22 protein-coding genes and 1 tRNA gene are annotated in these 22647 nt (G+C 66.4%); 14 read left to right on the top strand and 9 right to left on the bottom strand.

The genetic code is table 11. From position 1 onward, the window contains the following. Positions 1–117: 117 nt before the first annotated feature. Entirely contained in the window at positions 118–990 is an 873-nt protein-coding gene (locus AC1D2F_RS03660) for a universal stress protein (RefSeq protein WP_229992433.1), read from the top strand. On the opposite strand, the gene AC1D2F_RS03655 is transcribed toward AC1D2F_RS03660, so the two are convergent. The 4 genes from AC1D2F_RS03655 to rarD form a co-directional block, all read right to left on the bottom strand. Continuing rightward, the gene (locus AC1D2F_RS03655) at positions 957–1802 is read right to left on the bottom strand and encodes a class I SAM-dependent methyltransferase (protein ID WP_476966192.1); all 846 of its coding nucleotides are present in this window, start codon (positions 1800–1802) and stop codon (positions 957–959) included. The two genes, AC1D2F_RS03660 and AC1D2F_RS03655, sit on opposite strands and share 34 nt — an antisense overlap. A 65-nt stretch (positions 1803–1867) precedes the next feature. After that, entirely contained in the window at positions 1868–3400 is a 1533-nt protein-coding gene (locus AC1D2F_RS03650) for a putative bifunctional diguanylate cyclase/phosphodiesterase (RefSeq protein ID WP_229992435.1), read from the bottom strand. Then, on the bottom strand, positions 3387–3791 hold the full coding sequence (locus AC1D2F_RS03645) for a DUF7793 family protein (RefSeq protein ID WP_476966191.1): 405 nt from the start codon (positions 3789–3791) through the stop codon (positions 3387–3389). The genes AC1D2F_RS03650 and AC1D2F_RS03645 overlap by 14 nt, the downstream gene beginning before the upstream one ends. 103 nt (positions 3792–3894) lie before the next feature. Further along, on the bottom strand, positions 3895–4920 hold the full coding sequence (rarD, locus tag AC1D2F_RS03640) for an EamA family transporter RarD (protein WP_229992437.1): 1026 nt from the start codon (positions 4918–4920) through the stop codon (positions 3895–3897). Positions 4921–5049: 129 nt separating this feature from the next. Here rarD and AC1D2F_RS03635 point away from each other — a divergent pair, with 129 nt between their 5' ends. The 8 genes from AC1D2F_RS03635 (at position 5050) to AC1D2F_RS03600 (ending at position 14679) form a co-directional block, all read left to right on the top strand. After that, complete coding sequence (locus AC1D2F_RS03635) at positions 5050–6486, top strand: FAD-dependent oxidoreductase (protein ID WP_229992438.1); 1437 nt, start codon at positions 5050–5052, stop codon at positions 6484–6486. Between the two features lie 106 nt (positions 6487–6592). Further along, positions 6593–7366 carry an ion transporter gene (locus AC1D2F_RS03630; RefSeq protein ID WP_229992439.1) on the top strand — a complete coding sequence of 258 codons (774 nt, stop codon included), beginning with the start codon at positions 6593–6595 and terminating at the stop codon, positions 7364–7366. A gap of 180 nt (positions 7367–7546) precedes the next feature. Further along, positions 7547–8926 carry a GAF domain-containing protein gene (locus AC1D2F_RS03625; protein WP_229992440.1) on the top strand — a complete coding sequence of 460 codons (1380 nt, stop codon included), beginning with the start codon at positions 7547–7549 and terminating at the stop codon, positions 8924–8926. Between the two features lie 145 nt (positions 8927–9071). Then, on the top strand, positions 9072–10595 hold the full coding sequence (gene exaC, locus AC1D2F_RS03620) for an acetaldehyde dehydrogenase ExaC (protein WP_364745369.1): 1524 nt from the start codon (positions 9072–9074) through the stop codon (positions 10593–10595). Between the two features lie 169 nt (positions 10596–10764). Then, positions 10765–11787: an alcohol dehydrogenase AdhP gene (gene adhP, locus AC1D2F_RS03615; RefSeq protein WP_476966190.1), complete on the top strand. Its 1023-nt coding sequence runs from the start codon at positions 10765–10767 to the stop codon at positions 11785–11787. Then, the gene (locus AC1D2F_RS03610) at positions 11787–12203 is read left to right on the top strand and encodes a DUF779 domain-containing protein (RefSeq protein WP_364745373.1); all 417 of its coding nucleotides are present in this window, start codon (positions 11787–11789) and stop codon (positions 12201–12203) included. The genes adhP and AC1D2F_RS03610 overlap by 1 nt, the downstream gene beginning before the upstream one ends. 173 nt (positions 12204–12376) lie before the next feature. Continuing rightward, positions 12377–13948 carry an amino acid permease gene (locus AC1D2F_RS03605; RefSeq protein WP_476966189.1) on the top strand — a complete coding sequence of 524 codons (1572 nt, stop codon included), beginning with the start codon at positions 12377–12379 and terminating at the stop codon, positions 13946–13948. A gap of 125 nt (positions 13949–14073) precedes the next feature. Next, positions 14074–14679: a TetR/AcrR family transcriptional regulator gene (locus tag AC1D2F_RS03600; protein WP_476966188.1), complete on the top strand. Its 606-nt coding sequence runs from the start codon at positions 14074–14076 to the stop codon at positions 14677–14679. A gap of 8 nt (positions 14680–14687) precedes the next feature. Here AC1D2F_RS03600 and AC1D2F_RS03595 read toward each other — a convergent pair whose 3' ends face one another. The 3 genes from AC1D2F_RS03595 to AC1D2F_RS03585 form a co-directional block, all read right to left on the bottom strand. Continuing rightward, on the bottom strand, positions 14688–15323 hold the full coding sequence (locus tag AC1D2F_RS03595; RefSeq protein ID WP_229992446.1) for a DUF2461 domain-containing protein: 636 nt from the start codon (positions 15321–15323) through the stop codon (positions 14688–14690). A gap of 174 nt (positions 15324–15497) precedes the next feature. Further along, complete coding sequence (locus tag AC1D2F_RS03590; RefSeq protein ID WP_476966187.1) at positions 15498–16997, bottom strand: catalase; 1500 nt, start codon at positions 16995–16997, stop codon at positions 15498–15500. Between the two features lie 22 nt (positions 16998–17019). Further along, positions 17020–17487 carry a Fur family transcriptional regulator gene (locus tag AC1D2F_RS03585; RefSeq protein WP_476966186.1) on the bottom strand — a complete coding sequence of 156 codons (468 nt, stop codon included), beginning with the start codon at positions 17485–17487 and terminating at the stop codon, positions 17020–17022. 101 nt (positions 17488–17588) lie between these two features. Here AC1D2F_RS03585 and AC1D2F_RS03580 point away from each other — a divergent pair, with 101 nt between their 5' ends. Both AC1D2F_RS03580 and htpX read left to right on the top strand, forming a co-directional pair. After that, a complete protein-coding gene (locus AC1D2F_RS03580; RefSeq protein ID WP_476966185.1) occupies positions 17589–18860 on the top strand; it encodes an MFS transporter in 1272 nt (423 codons plus the stop codon). Positions 18861–18931: 71 nt separating this feature from the next. Continuing rightward, positions 18932–19801 carry a zinc metalloprotease HtpX gene (htpX, locus tag AC1D2F_RS03575; RefSeq protein ID WP_364745380.1) on the top strand — a complete coding sequence of 290 codons (870 nt, stop codon included), beginning with the start codon at positions 18932–18934 and terminating at the stop codon, positions 19799–19801. A gap of 165 nt (positions 19802–19966) precedes the next feature. Here the strand turns inward: htpX and AC1D2F_RS03570 are convergent, their stop codons facing one another. Further along, positions 19967–20458 (bottom strand): YajQ family cyclic di-GMP-binding protein, encoded by a 492-nt coding sequence (locus tag AC1D2F_RS03570; protein ID WP_018773569.1) that lies wholly within the window; start codon positions 20456–20458, stop codon positions 19967–19969. A gap of 198 nt (positions 20459–20656) precedes the next feature. Between AC1D2F_RS03570 and AC1D2F_RS03565 the strand changes: the two genes are divergently transcribed. Continuing rightward, on the top strand, positions 20657–20911 hold the full coding sequence (locus AC1D2F_RS03565) for a hypothetical protein (protein WP_364745382.1): 255 nt from the start codon (positions 20657–20659) through the stop codon (positions 20909–20911). A 172-nt stretch (positions 20912–21083) separates the two neighbouring features. After that, positions 21084–21165 (top strand) — tRNA-Tyr (locus AC1D2F_RS03560). 103 nt (positions 21166–21268) lie between these two features. On the opposite strand, the gene AC1D2F_RS03555 is transcribed toward AC1D2F_RS03560, so the two are convergent. Beyond that, positions 21269–21850 (bottom strand): LysM peptidoglycan-binding domain-containing protein, encoded by a 582-nt coding sequence (locus AC1D2F_RS03555; RefSeq protein ID WP_476966184.1) that lies wholly within the window; start codon positions 21848–21850, stop codon positions 21269–21271. A 120-nt stretch (positions 21851–21970) separates the two neighbouring features. On the opposite strand from AC1D2F_RS03555, the gene AC1D2F_RS03550 reads away from it, so the two are divergent. Beyond that, on the top strand, positions 21971–22564 hold the full coding sequence (locus AC1D2F_RS03550; protein WP_364745386.1) for a DinB family protein: 594 nt from the start codon (positions 21971–21973) through the stop codon (positions 22562–22564). Positions 22565–22647: the final 83 nt, after the last annotated feature.

Below are 22647 nucleotides of genomic sequence, written 5' to 3'. Positions count from 1 at the left end.
GAGGGTCCGCTGGACTAGAGTCGTTCCTATCCACTGCAGGAGCGCAGACCGGCCGACGTCGCCCGGAACCCCCGGGGCGCAGCTGGCGTCTGCCACAGACCCATAAGGGGTTCATACATGCGATACGTAGTCGGCTATACACCCACCGAACGCGGCGCGGACGCCGTTGCCCTGGCATCGGCCATGGCCCGGGCGCAGGGGGCGCAACTCGACCTGGTCTATGTGGTGGACCGGCACACGCCCCATGTGGCGACGAATCCGGAAGGAGACCGGGTCAGCGCCGCGGAGCAGCAGGTCCTCTCCGCGGAACGCCAGGGAATGGAACTGGTCCCTGAGGGGCTGGAGGCGCATTTCCATGTCCGCCAGGCGGAATCGTTCGCAGCTGGCCTGATCGATGCCGCACTCGAGTACAGGGCGGGGCTGATTGTGGTTGGTGCCGCCAGCCATGGCCTGTTTAAGCGGCATACCGTGGGCAACGTGGCCAACGCCCTGCTGCACGCCGCCCCGGTTCCGGTGGCACTGGCGCCGCACGGCTACCGCCGGACCGAAGCCATCACGCGTTTGACCCTCGCCGTGGGCCAGCGCGTCGGAGCGGAGGCGGCGATCGACGTCGCGATCGAATCCGCCGAGCGCCGCGGGGTGCCGCTTCGGCTGGTCTCCCTCGTGGAACTGGACGTCGAGGGGGACGGCGGGGAAAACGTCAACGCTGCCCACATCCACGCCAACACCGTCCTGGCCGCCGCCGCGCACCGTCTGCCGGAGGGCCACCATGTGAGTGTGGAGGTCGCCCACGGCCGCACGATCGAGGAAGCAATCGACGACCTGGAATGGGACGACGGGGAGGTCATGATCGTAGGGTCATCCCGCCTGGCGGAGAAGTACAAGCTGTTCATCGGCAGCACGGCCTTCAAGGTGCTGCGGGCGCTCCCCGTGCCGATGGTCGTGGTTCCGCGCGACTACCAGCAGGTGGATACCTTCCCGGCGGTCTGATTCTCGGAGGCCTGGGGCCGCGGGGCCAGGACCGCCCAGTATGCGGGAATGCTGCCGGGCGGTCCGCCGGCCTCCATCGGCACTGTCTTCAGGACGGTGGAACCCTGCGCGATGAGGGTCCAGCGGTCCGCGGGGAACACGCGCGAGCGTTGCCCGGCGCCGAAGTGGCCCGGTTTCGGCAGGGCAGAAATGGCCTGGCGGAGCGGTCCCGGGATCTTCTCGCCCGTGGCGCCCAGGCCGCGCAGGTAGCTGAGTGCGCCGCCCGGGACGTTTGTCTCGACCAGGTAAATCCGTCCCCGAGTGCCAAGGAGGGCTTCGATGGAGCCCGCCAGGCGTGCCTGCCGCCGCCGGCCGAGGACGTGGAAAACGCCGCGGACAAAGACGTTGGCGTCGCCGAGTTCCCGCGCCAGCCCGGCTGCCGCAGCCGGCTCGGTGGCATCCAGGCTCCGGAAACTGAGGCCCGGTACGTGCGGCTGGGCGCACTGCGCGGCTGCCACGGCCTCGGGTGAGACGTCGACGCCCAGGACCGAGGGGAAGATTTCGGTCAGCCGGCGTGTGATGGCGCCGTTCCCGCAGCCGAGATCGATCACGGGAAGGCCGGTGTCCATCGCGCCCGCCATGGCCTGCAGGTGGTGCCGGATCTCTTCGTTCCCGGCGCCGGGGGCGGCATCCCAGATGATCGGTTCGGTGAGGGAGCCCCGAGACACTCCGCGCCAGAAGGCATCCCAGCGCCGGTCCGGGCGGCTGGGACGGTGCAGTGACAGCGCCGCGACCCTGGTAGCCAGCCGGAACGTGTCCGCCGCCCTATGCATGCCCGCCGTGCTTTTTCCTGTTTTGCGTGTTCCTGTTTTGCGCTTGCCCGCGGGAACGGGTCCGCTCACGCGACAGCGCCGTCTCTGTGCGCGAGCAGATCCGTCATGTCCGGCACCGGCAGCGGACGGCTGAAGAAGTACCCTTGACCGAATTCGCAGTTCAGCTGCCGCAGCTTGTTCGCTTGCTCCCTGTCCTCGATGCCCTCGGCTACGGCGCCCAGTCCGGCCGAATGGATCAGTTGCAGGATGGCCGCGACGAATGCCTCCTGCTGCCGGTCTGTGGTCAGTCCGTCGAGCAGGGACTTGTCGATCTTTGCCTGCGCGGCCGGGAGGGTGCGCAGGTAGCTGATGGAAGAATAGCCCGTGCCGAAGTCGTCGATCTCGATCCGGACGCCGAGATCATTGAGCGACTTCATGGTGGCTGCGACTTCCGGGCCGCCGCGCATGATCGCAGTTTCGGTGATCTCGATTGAGACATGGCAGGGGTCCACGTCGTGGCGGGCCAGCAGGCTTTCGACGTAGGGCGCCAGATCAACGTGGTGCAGGTCCGCAGGGGAGAGATTGATGTGCGTGCTGAAGTCCGCCGGGAGGCCCGGATCGGACTTCCAGCGGCCGGTCTGCGCGATGGCGTTCCGGAGCACCCAGTGGCCGATTTCCACCGTGAGCCCGGCCTCGTCGGCGGCGTCAAGGAAGGTATCCGGCGCCAGCAGGCCCAAGGCGGGGTGGCGCCAGCGGATCAGGGCCTCGGTGCCGGCAATGGCTCCAGTGCGGAGGTCCATGATGGGCTGGTATTCCAGCTCGAGCTGGTCCATCGCCAGTGCCGTCCTCAGCTCTGCCACCTGGTGGACCCGCTGCTTGGCGGCCTCGTGCATGGCCGCGGAAAACACCAGGAGGGTGTCCCGGCCGCGTTTCTTGGCCTCATGCATGGCGATGTCGGCATCGCGGATGAGTTCCTCGCTGCGCAGGCCAGGTTCCCCCAGCCGGACACCGGTTCCGGCCGTGAGGGCGACAGCGACACCGCCGGCGACGATTCTGTCCTTCAGCGATTCGCCGAGCCGGGCCGCGATCTGCAGCACGTCCTCCGTGTCCTGGTCCGCGACGAGTACGGCGAACTCATCACCGCTCAGACGTGCGATCAGGTGGCCGGCACCGGCCGCCGCGCGAAGCCGCAGGGCCGCCTCGCGCAGGACGGCGTCCCCCGCGGCATGGCCGAGGCTGTCGTTGATGAGCCGGAAGGAATCGAGGTCCAGCAGAATGAGGGCCGGCTGGTGTCCCGCGCCGGCGCCGGCAACGGCTTCGGCCACTTTTTCCTGCAGCAGCGAGCGGCTGGCCAGGCCGGTCAGCTCATCGGTGTTGATGACGCGCCGGAGTTCGGCTTTGGCCGCCTCCAGGAGCGCGGTCCGCTCGGCGACCCGGACTTCCAGGTCCTCGTACATGCTTTGGAGCTCTTCGGCCAGCAGGTTGATGCCGGTCGTGACGGCGTCAATGCCGTCCCTTGCCGGTGAGACCGGGAGGCGGTTCGACAGATCGCCCGAGGACAGTACGACGATGCCGTCCACGAGTTCCTCGAGGCGGCGGTCATCCTCACTCCCCGTCATGGCCCCGTGCGGTCAGCCAGCGGACCGCCTCATCGCTGTTGGTGAAAAAGCGTGTCGGAACCGGCGCCGAATTGACGCCCAGGAAGAAGTTGGCGAGAACCCGGTCCACGGCGGACGAACCGAGGAGCGCGATTGCCGAGGCGTCGCAGCGCTTGGCGAACACGGCCCGGGCGGCCCGGGTGACGGACTCCGTGGTGGCCATGTCGATCAGCAGCGGCGTGGGCCGGCCGCCGCACAATTCATTGACGCRATCCATGGCCAGCTGAGCGTTGGGGGCATCAATCACGACGCCCCGGGCCCACTCGAGGCGCAAGATGCCGCTGCTGTCGAAGTCCAGAGACGAGATGTCGCGCCCGCCCGGAGTTTCACGATCCTCTTCTGGCACCAGCAATCCTCAATTTCGCCCCAACGTGTGCATTCATACTGACACTAATGCACAGCGGCCTTGGTGCGCAGGCAGCAGCCCCTCAGGTCAGTAGCGCAGGGCAGGAGCGCTAGGCGGCGGCGCGGGCCAGTTTCCGGGTCACGGAGTTCTTCCGGGCAGTGTGCAGCATGTCCACGGTCAGCACCAGCAGCGCCAGCCAGACGACGCCGAAACCGATCCAGCGGTCCGGTGTCATGGCTTCCTTGAACACGACGAGCGCCACGATGAACTGCAGGACCGGTGCGAAGTACTGCAGCAGGCCGATCGTGGTCATCGGCAGCCGGCGGGCGGAGGCGCCGAAGAACAGCAGCGGCACGGCGGTGATGACGCCGGACGCCACGAGCAGCCAAAAATGCCCCGCACCGTTGGTGGCCAGACTTGCCGCCCCGCTGACCGCTAGGAAGATCATTGTGGCCGCGGCCAGTGGTGCCAGCACGATCGTCTCCACGGTGAGGCTCGTGATCGCGTCCGCCCGCGGGCCAACACGTTTCTTGACGAATCCGTACAGACCGAAGCTCAGCGCCAGCGTCAGCGCGATCCAGGGGAGCTTGCCGTAGGAGACCGTCAGAACCCCGACAGCAATGAAACCGATGCCGACGGCGGCCCACTGCAGCGGCCGCAGCTTTTCCTTCAGGACAAAGACCCCCAGCAATACAGAGACGAGCGGGTTGATGAAGTAGCCCAGGGAGGCTTCGACGGCCTGGCCGGTGGTTACACCGTAGGTATACGTCAGCCAGTTCACCGCGATCAGTCCGGCCGCGATCGAAAGCGGCCCGATCACCGTGCGGTTGCGGAACGCGGATCCGAGCACCCGCCACGAGCGGGTGATGGTAATCAGCAGGACGCAGAAAAGCAGCGACCAGACCACCCGGTTGGCCACGATCTCGACGGCGCCGGCCGGATGCAGGACGTAGAAGTACAGCGGCAGCAGCCCCCAGAGCCCGTAGGCGCCGATCCCGAACAGGATTCCCGCCGTCGTGTCCTTGTCTACCGGTGCCGGTCCAGCCGGCCGGGCCGTCGCCGGCCCGGCTGCAGCGGCTGAGGCGCTCGACGCTGTCAGTGGGGCGGGGGAGAAGGATCCTTCAGGCTTAGGCACAAGATCAATAACACCACCTGAGCGGCGCCTATTCCTGCCAATCGGAGCAGGAGCGAGCCGGCGACATTTAGAATAGGGGCCTGTGCGCTGTATCTACTGGCGCTGTCCTAAGACTCAGAAGGGCTCCCGGTGTCCAACTCGGCCGAATCCACATCCACTCGTCCCCTCCGTGTCGCGATTGTTGGCGCCGGTCCGGCCGGCGTCTACGCCGCGGACATCCTGACGAAGTCCAATGAGGTCAAAGACGGCGACTTCCAGGTCAGCATCGATCTCTTTGAGGCATATCCGGCACCGTACGGCCTCATCCGGTACGGGGTGGCTCCTGACCATCCGCGGATCAAGGGGATCGTCAACGCCCTGCACAAGGTCCTGGACCGCGGCGACATCCGGTTCCTCGGTAACGTCACCTACGGCCGGGACCTGACGCTGCATGACTTCCGGGCCTTCTACGACGCCGTCATCTTCTCCACCGGAGCCATCAAGGACGCGGACCTGGACATTCCAGGGATCGGCCTGGAGGGGTCCTTCGGCGGGGCGGACTTCGTCTCCTGGTACGACGGCCACCCGGATGTGCCCCGGGACTGGCCGCTGGAGGCCAAGGAGATTGCGGTGATCGGCAACGGCAACGTGGCCCTCGATGTGGCCCGCATGCTGGTCAAGCACGCCGATGAACTCCTCGTCACCGAAATCCCGGACAACGTCTACCGGGCACTGAAGGATTCGCCGGTCACCGACGTCCATGTTTTTGGCCGCCGCGGCCCGGCCCAGGTGAAGTTCACGCCGCTGGAGCTGCGCGAACTCAGCCACGCCAAGGACGTGGACATCGTCCTGTACCCGGAGGACTTCGAGTTCGACGAGGCCTCGGACGAGGCCATCCGCAGCAACAACCAGATCCGGACCATGGTCAACACCCTGACGAACTGGCTCGTCGAGGAACATGCCGAGGCCGAGGAACCGTCCTCGCGCCGGCTGCACCTGCACTTCCTGCACAGCCCCGTCGAGATCCATGACGACGCCGCGAACCCCGGCCGGGTCGCCGGCATCAAGTTCGAACGCATGCAGCTGGACGGCACCGGGAACGTCAAGGGCACCGGGGAGTTCCTCGACTACCCCGTCCAGGCCGTCTACCGTGCGATCGGCTACCACGGTTCGCCGCTTGATGAGCTGGAATACGATGCCCGCCGCGGGGTCGTCCCGAACGAGGGCGGCCGCGTGCTCGACGCCGAGGGAAACGCCGTGCCCGGAATCTACGCCACGGGCTGGATCAAGCGCGGGCCCGTCGGGCTGATCGGCCACACCAAGGGCGACGCGCTGGAGACCATCGGCTTCCTGCTGGAGGACCGGCTGACGCTGCCCCCGGCGCAGAACCCGGACCCGCAGGCCATCATCGACCTGCTTCAGGAGCGCGGCATCGAGTACACCACGTGGGAAGGGTGGATCAAGCTTGATGCCCACGAGCTCGCCCTCGGCGCCGAATGGTCCGCGGCGCAGTCCGCCAACCGGATCGAACGGGAGCGCATCAAGGTTGTGCCCCGCGAGGACATGATCGAGATTTCCCGCGGCTAGGGCAGGTCTTTGAGGGCAGCAGGTCCCTGAGGCAACAGGGGGGCGTCCCGTCAGCCCGGGCGAAAAAGTGTCGGCTGCGCGGCTGCCTACGTGCCAGAATCCTCTCATGACCAAGGAACGCAGTGAACTGAAGAGCACCGGATACGAGATCTTCATCGGTATCCTTTCGATCCTGTCGATCGTGAATCTCGGGCTCTTGTATGTAGTGCAGGACGCGTCGCTCGACACTGTGCTCACCGTGATGAACGGCATTTTCAGCGTGGTCTTCCTCGCCGATTTCCTCTACCGGATCGTCACCGCACCATCGGCCGGCGCCTATTTCTTCAAGCACTTCGGCTGGGCCGACCTGCTTGCCAGCGTGCCTGTCGCCCAATTCAAGATCCTGCGCATCTTCCGGCTGGTACGGGTGTACCGCCTGCTCCGTGAGCTCGGCATCCGCACCGTCGGCCGCGCGCTGATCAAAGATCGGGCCGGCAGTTCCCTGTACGTACTGCTGCTCATGGGCATTTTCGTGCTGGAATTCGGCAGCCTCACGATACTCCGCGTCGAGCAGTACGCCCCGGGGGCCAACATCACGACCGCCTCGGACGCCATCTGGTACACGATCGTCACGATCTCGACAGTTGGATACGGTGACCAGTATCCGGTCACCGATCCGGGCCGTGTCATCGGGTCAGGCATCATTGTCCTCGGCGTCGGTATCTTCGGCACGTTCACCGGCTACCTGGCCAACTTCTTCCTCGCTCCCAAGAAACCCGCACCGTCCGTCGGAGCGGCCGGCGCGGGTACCTCGACGGTCGAGGCACTCCGCCTGCGCCTGGAAGAGTCCGAAGCCAAGCTCACCGAGATCAGAAAGCTGCTCGTCGAGCCAACTTCGTGAACGCCTGCACATAGTCGCGGACTTGGTGCAGGCTTCCGCGGGAACCTGATCCGTGTCGACGCGGGTCATTCGTCGTCCCGCCGAGGACTCCGGCGCGTTTCCAAACGCCCCGCTCGGAACTAGACTGGACCGGACGTGGCGGCCTTCGGTACGCCGTCGAGCCCGTCCGGTGGGAGTTCAATGAGGAATCTGGTCCATCCGGCAGCTCCGTTACCGCCAGCTGGCGGGGTCAGTGCGGAGCTGCGCCAGCAGCATGCCAGCGCCGGGCATGAGGAACTGGACTCGCAGGGACTCGTTTTTCCCGGGAACCTGCAACTGCCTGGACTCAGCAGCCTGATCCAGGAGTCGTGGCGGCGTTCCGCACAGCTGCTCGCCAACCCGGACAACCCTGAGGCGCCGCTGGCCCTGGACCGCGAGGAACTCGAGGAATACCGCCGCCAGCACCCGCTGGCCGCCATCATGCCCGTGATCCATAAGCTCCTGGTCCTGCCGAGCCATGACAGCGGAATGCTGGTAGCCGTGGGAGACGAGGTGGGCCGGCTGCTCTGGGTTGAAGGCGACGCCGCCCTGCAGCGCCGGGCCGAGGGCATGATGTTCGTCCCCGGTGCCGACTGGTCCGAAGCGACGGTCGGCACCAGCGCCCCCGGAACCGCGCTGGCCCTCGGCCGGGGAATCCAGATCTCCGGTGCCGAACACTACAAGCGCTCGGTTCATCCGTGGAGCTGCACGGCTGTGCCGTTCCACGATCCTGATTCCGGCGCCCTGCTGGGGGTCGTGGACATCACCGGCACAGAGTCGGCCGTGGCCCCGCATACGTTATCGCTCGTTGAGGCGACGGTCGCCGCGGCCCAGGCGCATCTGCGGGTGGAACGGCTGCAGCTGGCCGCAGCCGGGCAGTCCTCGCCGTCCCGGCGGCGGAACTCGGCGCCGAAGACGGCCGGGGCGCCGGCGGCCAACAGCCTCTACCGCAACAGCCTCCAGCTGCTCGGCCGCGACCAGGCCCTGCTCAGCATTGACGGCCGGACCGTGGCCCTGTCCGCCCGGCACAGCGAGATCCTGGCCCTGCTCAGCAGCCACCCCGCAGGGCTGAATGCCGAGGAACTCTGCGCCCTCCTGTACCCCGGGGAGGCCTTCACCATGACCCTGCGCGCGGAGATGGTGCGGCTGCGCAAGGTGCTTCAGCAGCTCCATCCCGGTGCTGTCCCAGAATCACGCCCGTACCGCCTGCCGCTGGACCTCGTCCCCGACGCCGGACAGGTGCTGGACTGCCTGCAGCGCGGCGCCCACCGGATAGCGCTGGAGATCTACCGCGGCGCCGTGCTGCCCCGCTCCGAGGCGCCCGGCATCGTGGAGCTGCGGGCCAGGGTCTCCGCGCTGATGCGCGAGGCCCTGCTGACGGACGGCAGCGCCGAATCGCTCCTGAAGTACGCCGCGCTGCCCGAGGCCAAGGACGACGTCGACGTCCGCATCGCCGCGCTGAAGCTGCTGGCGCCGCGCTCGCCCAAGCGCGCCGCCGTCGTCGCCGATCTGGAACGGCTGGACCGGGAACTGAGCGCCTAACCCGTCGCGGCCGGCAAGGACGGCGGGTGAGTGACCGGGGTCACTTGCTTGCAACCTGACTGCAACCTTTGCGCGCCTACGCTGGGTGCAACGGGGGCCGGAAGCGCCTTGCTACCCCCCATCTTGCACAGCAAAGGAGCTAGCAATGACAGTTTACGCCCAGCCCGGTACCGAGGGCTCGAAGGTCACCTTCAAGGACCGCTACGAAAACTGGATCGGCGGCGAATGGGTTGCCCCGGTCAAGGGCCAGTACTTCGAGAACATCACCCCGGTGACCGGCAAGGCGTTCTGCGAGGTGGCCCGCGGCACCGCCGAGGACATCGAACTGGCGCTGGACGCCGCCCACAAGGTTGCACCGTCCTGGGGCAAGACCTCGGTGGCCGAGCGCGCCGCGATCCTGAACAAGATCGCCGACCGGATCGATGAGAACACCGAGATGCTCGCCGTCGCCGAATCCTGGGACAACGGCAAGCCGATCCGCGAGACCCTCAACGCCGACATTCCGCTGGCCGCGGACCACTTCCGCTACTTTGCCTCTGCCGTCCGCGCCCAGGAGGGCCGGCTTTCCCAGCTCGACGACGACACCACCGCCTACCACTACCACGAGCCGCTCGGCGTCGTCGGCCAGATCATTCCCTGGAACTTCCCGATCCTCATGGCCGTCTGGAAGCTCGCCCCGGCCCTCGCCGCCGGCAACGCCGTGGTGCTGAAGCCCGCCGAGCAGACACCGTCCTCGATCCTGGTGCTGATGGAACTCATCGGCGACATCCTGCCGGCCGGCGTGCTCAACGTGGTCAACGGCTTCGGCGTCGAGGCGGGCAAGCCGCTGGCCTCCAGCCCGCGGATCCGCAAGATCGCCTTTACCGGCGAGACCACCACGGGCCGCCTGATCAGCCAGTACGCCAGCCAGAACCTGATCCCGGTCACCCTGGAACTCGGCGGCAAGAGCCCGAATATCTTCTTCAACGACGTCGCCGACACCAACGATGCCTTCTACGACAAGGCCCAGGAGGGCTTCACGCTCTTCGCCTTCAACCAGGGCGAGGTCTGCACCTGCCCGTCCCGCGCCCTGGTCCAGGACGGCATCTACGACTCGTTCATGGCCGACGCCATCGCCCGGGTGCAGAAAATCATCCAGGGCAACCCGCTGGACACCGAGACGCAGCTCGGCGCCCAGGCCTCCAACGACCAGCTGGAGAAGATCCTCTCCTACATCGACATCGGCAAGCAGGAAGGCGCCAAGCTGCTCACCGGCGGCGCCCGGGCCGAACTGTCCGGCGATCTGGCCGGCGGCTACTACGTGCAGCCCACCATTTTCGAGGGCCACAACAAGATGCGGATCTTCCAGGAGGAGATCTTCGGCCCCGTGGTGTCCGTGACGCGCTTCAGTGATTACAACGACGCCATGGGGATCGCCAACGACACCCTCTACGGCCTCGGTGCCGGTGTCTGGTCCCGCAATGGCAACGTTGCCTACCGTGCCGGCCGCGAGATCCAGGCCGGGCGCGTGTGGGTCAACAACTACCACGCCTACCCGGCCGGTGCGGCGTTTGGCGGGTACAAGTCCTCCGGCATCGGCCGCGAGAACCACTCGATGATGCTGGACCACTACCAGCAGACCAAGAACCTTCTGGTCAGCTACAACGAAAACAAGCTCGGCTTCTTCTAAGCCGCATTGACCCGGGCGGGGCGGATCGGCAGTGATCCGCCCCGCCCGTTCCATTTGCCCGCACTGGCCACCCCTCGGGCATGCAGCACCTCCCGCCACCCCACGGAGTACACCAAACCCTCAATATGCCCTAAGAAACTATGCCTAAAACTACGCAAGGATTTCGCCAATGAGGACGACAATGCAAGCTGCTGTGGTAACTGAATTCGGCAAGGACCTCCAGATCCAGGACCTCCCCATTCCCGCCCCGGGCCGGGGCGAGGCGCTGGTCAAGGTCATCACCACGGGTGTCTGCCACACCGACCTCCATGCTGCGGAAGGTGACTGGCCGGTCAAGCCGTCGCCGCCGTTCGTGCCCGGACACGAAGGCGTGGGCGAAGTGGTGGCCCTCGGCGAAGGCGTCACGGACCTCGCCGTCGGAGACCTCGTGGGCAACGCCTGGCTGTGGTCCGCGTGCGGCGACTGCCAGTTCTGCCGGACCGGCTGGGAAACCCTCTGTGAGACCCAAAAGAACGCCGGCTACAGTGTGGACGGTTCCTTCGGCGAGTACATGCTGGTGGACAGCCGCTTTGCTGCCCGCATCTCAGCCGGTTCTGACCCTGCGGAGGTGGCGCCGATTCTCTGTGCGGGAGTCACCGTATACAAAGGCTTGAAGATGACCGAGGCCAAGCCGGGCCAGTGGGTCACCATCTCCGGGATCGGCGGGCTCGGGCACATCGCCGTCCAGTACGCCGTGGCCATGGGGCTGCGGGTCGCGGCGGTGGACATCGCCGACGACAAGCTCGCCCTGGCCAAGAAGCACGGTGCAGAGCTGACCGTCAATGCCCTGCACGAGGATCCCGCCGAAGTTATCCAGCGCGAAACCGGAGGATGCCATGGAGTCCTGGTCACGGCAGTGCACCCCTCGGCGTTCGGCCAGGCCATTGGGATGGCACGGCGCGGCGGAACGATCGTGTTCAACGGGCTGCCGCCGGGGGACTTCCCGGCGCCGATTTTCGAGATTGTGCTCAAGGGGCTGACCGTGCGTGGCTCGATTGTTGGCACCCGGCAGGACCTTGAGGAAGCCCTGGAGTTCTATGCCCAGGGCAAGATCCACCCCACGGTTTCCTCCCGGGAACTCTCCGAGGTCAACGCCGTTCTTGACGAGATGAAGCACGCCAAGATCGACGGCAGAGTGGTGCTGACGTTCTGATGCCGCAGCCGCAGACCAGGCTCGACGCCGCCGTCACGCGTCAGGGCGAAGACTTCTCGCGTGTGGCGCTCACCCCTGCGGCCGCTGGGCTGCTCCGCAAGCTGTGGGGACAGCACGGGCCCTTAATGTTCCACCAGTCCGGCGGCTGCTGTGACGGGTCCGCGCCCATGTGCTATCCGGCGGGGGAGTTCCTGACCGGCGACTCCGACGTCCTGTTGGGCCTGTTCGACATCTCCGACGGATTGCGGCCCCAGCCACTGGAATTTTGGATGTCGCGGGAGCAGTTCAACTACTGGAGCCACACGCACCTGACGGTTGACGTCGTCCCTGGCCGGGGGAGCGGTTTCTCAGTGGAGGCGCCGGAAGGCAAGCGGTTCCTGATCCGCTCTACGCTGATGGAAAACTGGCCGGTCTGAGCCGGAACAGGGCAGCCTAAAGCGAGCCGACAGACGTGCGGGCCGTGCCGGCAGCACCGGTACGGCCCGCATTCGCGTCTCACTATGTGGGACAAATCTGGCCGCCCAGTGGATGGACACTACGATGGATAGGTCTGTTTCCAAACCCAGTTACCAAGATTGCGGACTTTTCTATGAACCTTTTCCGGACAAAATCCATCGAGCAGTCCATGTCCGACGCCGATGAACCCGGACGCAGGCTGAAGCGATCGCTCAGCACGTGGGACCTCATGATCATGGGGGTCGCGGTTGCCGTCGGCGCCGGGATCTTCTCGGTCGGCGCCAAGGCCGCCGCGAATTTCGCCGGGCCCGCCGTGACCATCTCCTTCGCTATCGCTGCCGTCACCTGCGCGCTCGCCATCATGTGCTACGCCGAATTTGCCACGGCCATCCCGGTGGCAGGCTCCGCCTATGTCTTCACGTACGCGACCATGGGGGAGATCCTTGCGTGGATCATCGGCTGGAACCTGATCCTTGAACTGTTCACGGCCGGCGCCGTGATCGCCAAATACTGGGGCATCTACCTCAGCAAGGTCTTCGCGCTCATGGGCGTGGACATCCCGCCGTCGATCTCGCTGGGCGGCGTTGACCTCTACTGGGGCGCCTTCCTGATTGTTGCCGTCTTCACCGTGCTGCTGGTCCTCGGGACCAAGCTCTCTGCCCGCGTCGGCAACATCTTCACGCTCATCAAGATCGCGGTGGTCCTGTTCGTGATCGTGGTCGGCTTCACCTATGTGAAGTTCGAGAACTACGCCCCGTTCGTCCCGGCGTCCGAACCCACCGGAGGCACCGGAACCGCCGATGTCCTCAAGCAGTCCTTCTTCGGCTTCCTGACCGGTGCGGCCCCCGCCCAGTACGGAACCCTGGGCATCTTCGCCGGCGCCGCCCTGGTCTTCTTCGCCTTCATCGGCTTCGACGTCGTCGCCACCTCCGCCGAAGAGGTCAAGAACCCGCAGAAGACGCTGCCCCGCGGCATCTTCGGCGGCCTGGCGATCGTCACGGTGCTGTACATCCTGGTGTCGCTGGCACTGACCGGCATGGTCTCCTACACGAAGCTGGCTGAGGCCAAGAACCCGACGCTCACCACGGCCTTCGAGGCCGTCGGCAATACCGACGCCGCCAAGGTCATCGCCTTTGGCTCCCTGGTGGGCCTCACCACCGTGATCATGGTGCTGCTGATGGGCCTGTCCCGCGTGGTCCTCGCCATGAGCCGCGACGGCCTGCTGCCGCGCTCCCTGTCCAAGACCAGCACCATCCGTGCGACGCCGGCCCGCCTCCAGATCATCTGCGGCGCCGGAGTGGCACTCGTTGCCGGCTTGACCAACGTGGACTTGCTGGAGGAAATGATCAATATCGGGACCCTGTCCGCCTTCGTGATGGTCAGCCTGGGCATCCTGGTGCTCCGCAAGAAGCGTCCCGACCTGAAGCCGGCCTTCCGCGTCCCGTTCGGCAAGGTGCTCCCGGTCGTCTCTGCCGTCCTGTGCCTGTACCTCATGACGAACCTCGCCGTGGAAACCTGGATCTTCTTCGCGATCTGGCTGGTGATCGGTATCGCGATCTACTTCGCTTACGGCCAGCGCCATTCCCGGCTGAACGAGAAGTTCGCGGAGGCCCGCGCCTCCGTGAACGGCCCGGGCAAGGAGAGCACAGCCAACGCGGCCGGACCGTCCGCGGCGGACGACGAGGACGCGCTCACCCGCTCCTGACCGGGGAGTACCGGCTCCCGACGCATCGAAGTCGCCGGAGCCGTGCGAATTCGCTGGAAACTTCCGGCGTCTTCGCACGGTTCCGGCGACTTCGGCGTTTGGCCGGCGATCCCTAAGATGGACACATGGCCCGCCCAGCAAGACCGGAACGCAAATCAGAGTTGTTGTCGGCGATTCTCGACTACCTCATGGACAAGACGCTGGCGGAGCTGACGTTCCGCAGCCTCGCCGACGGGCTGGGCGTCAGCAGCTACGTCCTGGTGTACCACTTCGGCCACCGTGAACAGCTGATCAACGAGATCATCCGCGGCATCGAATCCCGGCTGGACAGCATCCGCGCCACCGACGTCAGGGACATCGACAGGGACGCGTGGCGGGCCTTCCTCCTGGAGTCCTGGCAGTGGACCATGGCGCAGCGCAACCGGCACCTGGCCCGGCTTGAATTCGAGGCGACAGCGCAGGACGTTGTGGCGGCGGTACCGCGCGGCACCGCCCAGGAGCACTTCCGGATGCTGCACGCGAAGGCCCGGGACTGGCTCATCATCCAGGGCATCGAGCCGGAGTTCGCGGAAACCGACGCCCGCCTGTTCACCGCCGCGTTTTATGGGCTCCAGTTCGATTTCGTCGTCAACAACCAGCCCGAGGAAGCCACAAAGGCCTTTGAGCTGATGATGCTGGTCTTCTTCAACAACCTCGACCGGCGCCTGGCCACCGACGGCCAGCACATCTGAGCTGAGTCTCAGGGAGCGGCGTAGCGGCCCTCCCACTCCACGAGCGGGCGCAAATCCTCCCAGCGCCGCGCCACTTCCTCCACCGCCCCGGGTCCGGCAAGCCAGCCGGGCTGGCCCACGTTGACCCCGGCCGTGAGGGATTTGTGCTTGAGCAGCTCCGCCCGCGGATGGTCCTTCTCGAAGCCCCGCGGCACGGTCTTCAGGCGTTCGCCCTCCACCGCGAACCCCGCTGCCTCGACCTTGCGCACGATCTCCCGCAGGGCCTCGCCGCTGGCGGGATCATCCACGGCGCCGCGGAAGCGTGCCAGTTGGGCCGGGGTGTGGGTGTGGCAGCCGCCGCCGATCAGGAGGCCGTCGGCGCTGAGCTGGATGTAGAAGCCCACTCCTTCGTCCAGCGCCGCGAAGGCCCCCTGCGCGGTCTTGTAGGGCGATTTGTCCGGCGAGAACCGGACGTCCCGGTTGGGGCGAAAGAGCTTGGCCGGGCCGAAGCGCGGCTCCAGCTCGGCCAGCAGCTGGGTCAGCGGACCTTTCACCGCGGCGTCGTAGACAGGCTTGTGCTCCAGCCACCAGTCCCGGTTGTTGTTCTGTTCAAGATCGGCGTAGAACCGGAAGGCGTCGTCCGGAATGCCTGCGAATGCGGTCATGCCCAAATCCTACGGAGCCGCGGTGCACGGTGGCGAGGGGCCCGCGCACGCATGTGGATAACGCAGAACGCCCCGCCACGGAGGTCCGTGGCGGGGCGTTCTGTTGGCCCAAACGGCCTCCCGTTGAGCCGGCCCTCAAAGCGGCCGGCCTTCAAGTGGCCGTCGACGCAGCTATCAGACCTTGTTGGCGGCCTCGGCGTCGGACTCAACCTGGCCGGCGCCGAGGTTGGCGCGCAGCTTGGCGCCAAAATCGGCGTCGACATTGGTCCAGTACGCGATGGCGCGTTCCTTGATGCTGGCGTTCTTGACGCCGCTGACGGCGCCGGTCACGGTCTCCAGCAGGCGGGCCTTCTCGCCGTCGTTGTACACCTCGCGGTACAGCGTGCCGGCCTGGCCGAAGTCGCTGTCCTCGGCGTGCAGGGAGTGCGCGGAGAGCGTGAGCTCGCCGTCGTTCTCCCAGCCGCCGCCCGCAACGCCAGGCTCAACCGCAGCCGGGCCGCCCACGGAGTTCGGTGCGTACACCGGAACGGACGGAGCGTTGAAGTGGTACCGTCCGGCGCCGTCCTGGCTGTAGTTGTTGACCTGGTTCTGGGGCGCGTTCACCGGGAGCTGGGCGTGGTTGGTGCCGACGCGGTAGCGGTGCGCATCCGCGTAGGAGAAGATGCGGGCCTGCAGCATCTTGTCCGGGGAAGCGGCGATGCCGGGCACGAAGTTCGACGGCGCGAAGGTTGCCTGCTCGATCTGCGCGAAGTAGTTCTCCGGGTTCTTGTTAAGCTCCATGGTGCCGACCTTGATCAGCGGGTAGTCCGCGTGCGGCCACACCTTGGTCAGGTCAAAGGGGTTGAAGCGGTACGTCTTGGCGTCCTCGTACGGCATGACCTGGACGTGCAGGTCCCAGGACGGGAAGTTGCCGGCGGCAATGTTTTCCTGGAGGTCGCGGATGTAGAAGTCGCCGTCGGCGCCGGCCAGGGCCTCGGCCTCGTCGCCGGACATGGACTTGACGCCCTGGTTGGACTTGAAGTGGTACTTCACCCAGAACCGCTCGCCCTCGGCGTTGATCCACTGGTAGGTGTGCGAGCCGTAGCCCTGCATTTCACGCCAGGAAGCCGGCAGGCCGCGGTCGCCCATGAGCCAGGTGACCTGGTGGGCGGACTCGGGGGAGAGGGTCCAGAAGTCCCACTGCATGTCGGCGTCGCGCAGGTGGGTGCCCGGGAGGCGCTTCTGGGAGTGGATGAAGTCCGGGAACTTGATGCCGTCGCGGATGAAGAACACCGGAGTGTTGTTCCCGACGAGGTCGTAGTTGCCCTCGGTGGTGTAGAACTTCACGGCGAAACCGCGGGGGTCGCGCCAGGTGTCGGGGGAACCTGCCTCGCCGGCAACGGAGGAGAAGCGGATGAGCATGTCCGTCTCCGTCCCGGGCTGGAACAGGGCGGCCTTGGTGTACTTCGAGACGTCCTCGGTGGTCTTGAAGCTACCGAAGGCGCCGCCGCCCTTGGCGTGCACAACACGCTCCGGGACCCGCTCGCGGTTGAACTGCGCGAGCTTCTCGATCAGGTAGTGATCGGTCAGGATGATCGCGCCGTCGGCGCCGACGGACTTGGAGTGGGCGTCGGAAGTGACGGGAGCGCCGGACTGTGTTGTGGACACGGCGGGCGCAGAGATGATCTCGGTCATCGTTCTCCTTTGGTTGGGTTTCTTAGTTTCGGTCGGAGGGAAGCTGTTGGGTGCGCTGGCAGTCCTGGCAGATGCCCTGGTACAGCACGTCCGCGATCTGGATGGTCATCGGCTTGGCGTCCGCGCCCCAGTGCGGGGTCAGGCAGGGCGCGTGGCCCACGGCGCATTCGACGTCCTCCACGCGGCCGCAACTGATGCACACGGCGTGGTGGTGGTTATCTCCCACCCGCGTCTCATACAGCGCGGGGGAGTGCGGGGGCTCGAAACGGCGCAGCATGTGCAGATCGGTGAGATCGCCCAGGACCACATAGACGGACTGCGCGGTCAGGTCCGGCAATTCCTGCCGGGCTGCGGCAAGGATCGCGTCCGCCGGCGAATGCGGGTGGTGTTCGACGGCGGCCAGCACGGCCAGGCGCTGCTTGGTCACCCGGCGGCCGTGGGCACGCAGGGCGGCTGCCCATGCGTCGTGGGTGCCCGAGGAATCCGTCATACGCCCATTCAAGCACTTATTATGACTGCCTCACAATAAGGCGGGACTAACTTTTCCGGCCGCGTCACAGTGCGCTCGCTGCCCGCCGCTAGAGTTGCCCGGTGGAGAATCTTCTGGCGGACATCACCCCCGTGCGCGAAAGCCCCGCGTTCCGCCGTCTGTGGCTGGGCTCGGCCGTTTCCGCACTGGGCAGCCAGCTGACGCTGGTGGCCGTCAGCCTCGAGGTTTACCGGCTGACCCAGGACAGCCTCTACGTGGGGCTGCTGAGCATCTTCGCCCTCGTGCCGCTGGTGTTCGGCGGCCTCCTGGGCGGCTCGATCGCCGACGCCCACGACCGCCGCACCGTGGCCCTGCTGGCTTCATCCGTCCTGTGGGTGAGCACTGTCGCGCTGGCCCTCCAGGCGTGGCTGCAGGTGGGCAACGTGTGGCTGTTGTACGCGATCGTGGCAGTGCAAAGCGGTGCCCAGGCCATCAACCAGCCGGCCCGCAGCGCCATCATCCCGGTGCTGGTGCGCAAGGAGCTGCTGCCGGCCGCCAATGCCCTGAACATGATGAGCTTCGGCCTGACGATGACGGCCGGCCCGCTGCTGGCCGGGGTGCTCGTGGCGTGGGTCGGGTTCGGCTGGACGTACACGATCGACGTCGTCACCTTCGCGTTTGCGTTCTGGGCGCTTTTGAAGCTGCCCCCCATGCCGCCCGGAAAGCATGCCAGGCCGGCCGGGCTGCGTTCCGTGGTGGAGGGATTCCGTTTCCTTGGCACCCGGCCCAACCTCCGCATGACATTCGTGATCGACCTCGTCGCCATGATCTTTGCCCAGCCCCGGGCGCTGCTGCCCGCCATCGGTGCCGTGATGATCGGCGGCGGCGAGGCCACGGTGGGGATCCTGTTGGCCTCGATGGCAGTGGGGGCGTTCCTGGCCGGTCTGTTCTCCGGCCCGTTGGGCGGCGTCCGCCGGCAGGGGGCCGCCGTCGTATGGTCCGTGATGGGCTGGGGCGCCTCGGTGGCGGCCTTCGGCCTGGTGGTGGTCCTCGCAGATCATTCCGGAGACGACGGCGTGACGGTGTGGCTGCTGCCCGCCGCCCTGTGCTGCGCACTCGCCGGGATCGCGGATTCCGTCAGCGCCGTCTTCCGCACCACCATCTTGCAGGCCTCCACCCCGGACCACCTGCGCGGGCGGCTGCAGGGCGTGTTTGTGGTGGTGGTGGCCGGCGGACCCCGGATCGGGGACATGCTGGCGGGCGGCGCGACTAAACTTTTGAACGAGGGATGGGTCCTGCTGCTCGGCGGCGTGATGTGCATTGCGGTCGCCTGGACGCTGGCCCACCTGCAGTCCGGATTCCTGCGGTACGACGCACGGAACCCGGTGCCGTAGCGGTTCGTTTTTCTTGGTAGTTCATTGAAGTACCGGGCATCAGCCTGCAGTGCAGGGCATCAGGAGGAGCAGTGCACCAGCATCACAACGGACTTAAAACCGCGGCACTCTTCGGGGTTCTGTGGGCGGTGCTGCTTGGCCTCGGCGCGTTCATCGCCGCCGGCACGCGCAGTGCCGCGCCGATCTGGATCATGGCCCTGATCGGCGTCGCCACCACGGCCTACGGGTACTGGAACAGTGACAAGTTGGCCATCCGTGCCATGCAGGCCTATCCCGTCACGGAGGCCGAGGCGCCCCAGCTGTACCAGATCGTCCGGGAATTGTCCGGCCGGGCCAACCAGCCGATGCCGCGGATCTACGTCTCGCCCACCATGGCGCCGAATGCCTTCGCCACCGGCCGGAATCCGCAGACCGCGGCGGTGTGCTGCACGGAGGGCATCCTGAGGCTGCTGGACGCCCGTGAGCTGCGCGGCGTCCTGGGCCATGAACTGATGCACGTCTACAACCGGGACATCCTGACGGCGTCGGTGGCCGCCGCCGTCGCCGGCGTCATCACCTCGGTGGCGCAGATGATGCTGCTGTTCGGTGGCGGTGACCGCCGCAACGCGAACCCGTTCGCTGCGATCGCGATGGCGCTGCTGGCCCCGTTCGCCGCGTCCCTGATCCAGATGGCCATCTCGCGGACGCGGGAGTACGACGCCGATGAGGACGGATCGGCGCTGACCGGAGATCCGCTGGCGCTCGCCTCCGCCCTGCGCAAGATCGAGCAGGGTGTGCAGTTGGCGCCGCTGCCGCAGGACCAGCGGCTGGTCAACGCCTCCCACATGATGATCGCCAACCCGTTCCGCGGCGGCGGCGTGGCCAAGATGTTCTCCACCCACCCGCCGATGGCCGAGCGGATCGGCCGGCTGGAGCGGATGGCCGGCCGCCCGCTCAGCTAGTTGGTTAGCTGCGGGTCTGGCGACGTGCAAATTCGCCGGCGACGCGCGAAGTGTCTGGCGACGCGCGAATAGTTTCGTGACATGCAAAAGGGCCCGCGACACCGGAATACCGGTGTCGCGGGCCCTTTTGCGCGTCGTGAGGAAACTTGCGCCGCGGACGGGCCGCTAGCTGCGGAAGTTGACGAACTGCAGGTCGGCCTCGTCGAAGCCCTTGAGCAGGTTCATGGTCTCCTGGAGGTCATCGCGGGACTTCGACGTCACCCGGAGCTCGTCGCCCTGGATCTGCGACTTGACGGACTTAGGGGCCTCGTCCCGGATCAGCTTGTTGATCTTCTTGGCGAGGTCCTGGGCGATGCCCTCCTTGATGGAGGCCTCGAGCCGGAATTCCTTGCCGGAGGCGTAGGGCTCGCCGGTGTCGAGGGACTTGAGCGAGATGCCGCGGCGGATGAGCTTGGATTGCAGCACGTCGAGCACCGCCAGCACCCGCTCCTCTGAGTTTGCCTTCATCAGGATCTTCTCGCCACTGAAATCAACCTCAGCGCCGACGCCCTTGAAGTCGTAGCGCTGGGCAATTTCCTTTTGTGCCTGGTTCAGCGCGTTGGCGACTTCCTGCTTGTCTACCTTGCTGACGACGTCGAACGTGGATTCGCCTGCCATGACTTTCCTCCTGATGGTTAGCCGGGTGCCTGATGTGAGGCCGGGATGTCTGCATTCCAGCCTAGTACGGATGCCCACGTTCTGGAGGGCGGCCGGGCGGGACTACTTTCACAGTCCGCTCATAGCTCAATCACGGCGGGAACGAAGCCAGGCTCGGAAGAGTTGCAAGGGTTGGAACTGCTGCTGAAAGGCAAGAACATGCACCATAAGGCCGTCCGTTACGTCACCCGCACTACCGCCGCCGCTGCCAGCACGCTGGCCGTGACGGCGACCTCCGTTGCCGCCGCCGCACTGGCGGCTTCCATCATTCTGAGTCCGGCCCCCGATGCGTCAGCCCGTCTGGACGGTGTCCACACGGACCTGGCCCGCGCCGTCGAGTTGAACCAGGTCACCGAAGAGCAGGCGGCACGATTCGAGGCACGGCTGGCCGGACGCATTCTCGGAGAGGCCTGAATTTCCGGGCATTTCGGCCCATTTTTGGCCCTTTTTTGGCCGATGGGTGCGCCGATTCGATTCTTCGGCGGAAGTTCTGTAAAGTTGTCTTGCCCGCGGGTGCTGGAAGCGGAACGGACTGGAAACAGGCGTTCCGGGACTGGAAACCGCGAGTGATCTTCTTTTGAAGTTCGGCAGATTACCCGAGCGGCCAAAGGGGGCTGACTGTAAATCAGCTGGCAACGCCTACGGGGGTTCGAATCCCTCATCTGCCACCCTTGGAAAAGCCTCCGGAACCATTTGGTTTCGGAGGCTTTTTCTTTGCCTTCGGCTTTCGGGGCCCACCCAAGTTCGGGCCCGCCCGCGAAAGTCCGCGGCTCAGTCAAGCGGCGGATTTGGGATGGTTACCGTTGTGCCGGCGGGCGGAATCCATTCGCCGCCGTTCAGCAGGTTCAGATTGGCTATCCGCAGCGCATAGAGCGGGACGCCGTAGCGGCTCGCGATGCCAGCGGGCGTGTCTCCTGCATTCGCCTTATACAGGAGCCGCCCTTGCCCGTCCTGGCCGGTCACGCTTCCGCTGGCCCCAAGCTGCGGCACCTCCACGCCTCTGAGGTCGATGACCTCTCCCTCGGCAACGGATACCGGTTCGTTGAAGCTCCTGAGGATCTCGGGAGTCATCCGGAAGTGGGCGGCGATTCCTTCCCAGGTGTCGCCGTCGACAGCCGTGTAGCGCATCGGCTGGAAGTACCCGTTCATTTCGGTCGTTCCCTGCAGGCCCACGGGCGCCGCGGGCGATGCAGGAGCAGCGGCCGTCGGAGACGTTCCGGCGGCAGCGGCCGCCGGGGTTCCGCCCGCCGCATCCGTGCCGGATTCGCAGGCTGTCAGCAGGGCAACGAGAACCGCGGCCAGAAGAACTGCTGCGGCGGGCCGAACGCGGTTTGCACTGTAACCGAGACTCACCCTGGGTGTCCTGTCGCTCGGGGCCTCCCCCCGAGGCCCGTTGGTGCAATTATTCCATACGTTTTATGAAACCTCGCTTCCCTCGGGACGGCCCCGCGCGTTCGGTATATAGTGCCGGTCATGGACGACAAAGCGATCTTGCACACATATCTGCGCACCCGGCGCGCAGACCTCCTCGGGAAGCTCGAAGGCCTCAGCGAGTACGACGCGCGCCGGCCCCTCACTCCGACCGGAACCAGCCTGCTGGGACTGGTCAAGCACGTGGCCAGCGTCGAACTGGGCTACTTTGGCGAGGTCTTCGGCCGTCCCAGCGACCTGGAACTGCCATGGTTCGCCGACGACGCGGAGCCGGACGCCGACATGTGGGCAGCCCACGGCGAGACACGGGAGCAGATCACGGAGCTGCACCGGCTCTCGGCCGCCCACAGCGACGCCACCATCGATGAACTCCCGCTGGACGCGCCCGGCGTCGTGCCCTGGTGGCCGGATGAGCGCAAGCACGTGACACTGCAGCAGATCCTCGTGCACATGTGCGTGGAGACCGCCCACCACCTCGGACACGCCGACATCCTGCGCGAGCTCATCGACGGCAGGGCCGGGCAGCGCCCGGGGGATCCCAACCTTTCAGTGCGCACGCCCGAGGAGTGGGCCGTTCACCGGGCCCGCATCGAGGCGGCGGCCGTCGCCGCTGAAGCAGGGGTGCCCGGCCGGTAGCACAGGCCGGCAACACTCCATTGTTCTGCGAGCAAAATCTCAGTTTTCGGCGCGGAGCCAACATGGGGTAGTCCAGTCCGCGG

It is taken from the genome of Arthrobacter sp. P1_B3 (assembly GCF_056406615.1).
The sequence above is the reverse complement of the archived record's forward strand: the minus strand, read 5'-3'. Positions and strand labels throughout refer to the sequence as shown.

Bases quoted from the DNA above. Each gene is read 5' to 3' on its own strand.
- AC1D2F_RS03630 (WP_229992439.1), top strand. From the start codon at position 6,593: ATGACCAAGGAACGCAGTGAACTGAAGAGCACCGGATACGAGATCTTC.
- AC1D2F_RS03570 (WP_018773569.1), bottom strand. From the start codon at position 20,458: ATGGCAGGCGAATCCACGTTCGACGTCGTCAGCAAGGTAGACAAGCAG.
- AC1D2F_RS03660 (WP_229992433.1), top strand. From the start codon at position 118: ATGCGATACGTAGTCGGCTATACACCCACCGAACGCGGCGCGGACGCC.
- exaC (WP_364745369.1), top strand. From the start codon at position 9,072: ATGACAGTTTACGCCCAGCCCGGTACCGAGGGCTCGAAGGTCACCTTC.
- AC1D2F_RS03655 (WP_476966192.1), bottom strand. From the start codon at position 1,802: ATGCATAGGGCGGCGGACACGTTCCGGCTGGCTACCAGGGTCGCGGCG.
- AC1D2F_RS03590 (WP_476966187.1), bottom strand. From the start codon at position 16,997: ATGACCGAGATCATCTCTGCGCCCGCCGTGTCCACAACACAGTCCGGC.
- AC1D2F_RS03600 (WP_476966188.1), top strand. From the start codon at position 14,074: ATGGCCCGCCCAGCAAGACCGGAACGCAAATCAGAGTTGTTGTCGGCG.
- AC1D2F_RS03650 (WP_229992435.1), bottom strand. From the start codon at position 3,400: ATGACGGGGAGTGAGGATGACCGCCGCCTCGAGGAACTCGTGGACGGC.
- AC1D2F_RS03550 (WP_364745386.1), top strand. From the start codon at position 21,971: ATGGACGACAAAGCGATCTTGCACACATATCTGCGCACCCGGCGCGCA.
- adhP (WP_476966190.1), top strand. From the start codon at position 10,765: ATGAGGACGACAATGCAAGCTGCTGTGGTAACTGAATTCGGCAAGGAC.
- AC1D2F_RS03595 (WP_229992446.1), bottom strand. From the start codon at position 15,323: ATGACCGCATTCGCAGGCATTCCGGACGACGCCTTCCGGTTCTACGCC.
- AC1D2F_RS03585 (WP_476966186.1), bottom strand. From the start codon at position 17,487: ATGACGGATTCCTCGGGCACCCACGACGCATGGGCAGCCGCCCTGCGT.
- AC1D2F_RS03625 (WP_229992440.1), top strand. From the start codon at position 7,547: ATGAGGAATCTGGTCCATCCGGCAGCTCCGTTACCGCCAGCTGGCGGG.
- AC1D2F_RS03565 (WP_364745382.1), top strand. From the start codon at position 20,657: ATGCACCATAAGGCCGTCCGTTACGTCACCCGCACTACCGCCGCCGCT.
- AC1D2F_RS03605 (WP_476966189.1), top strand. From the start codon at position 12,377: ATGAACCTTTTCCGGACAAAATCCATCGAGCAGTCCATGTCCGACGCC.
- AC1D2F_RS03610 (WP_364745373.1), top strand. From the start codon at position 11,787: ATGCCGCAGCCGCAGACCAGGCTCGACGCCGCCGTCACGCGTCAGGGC.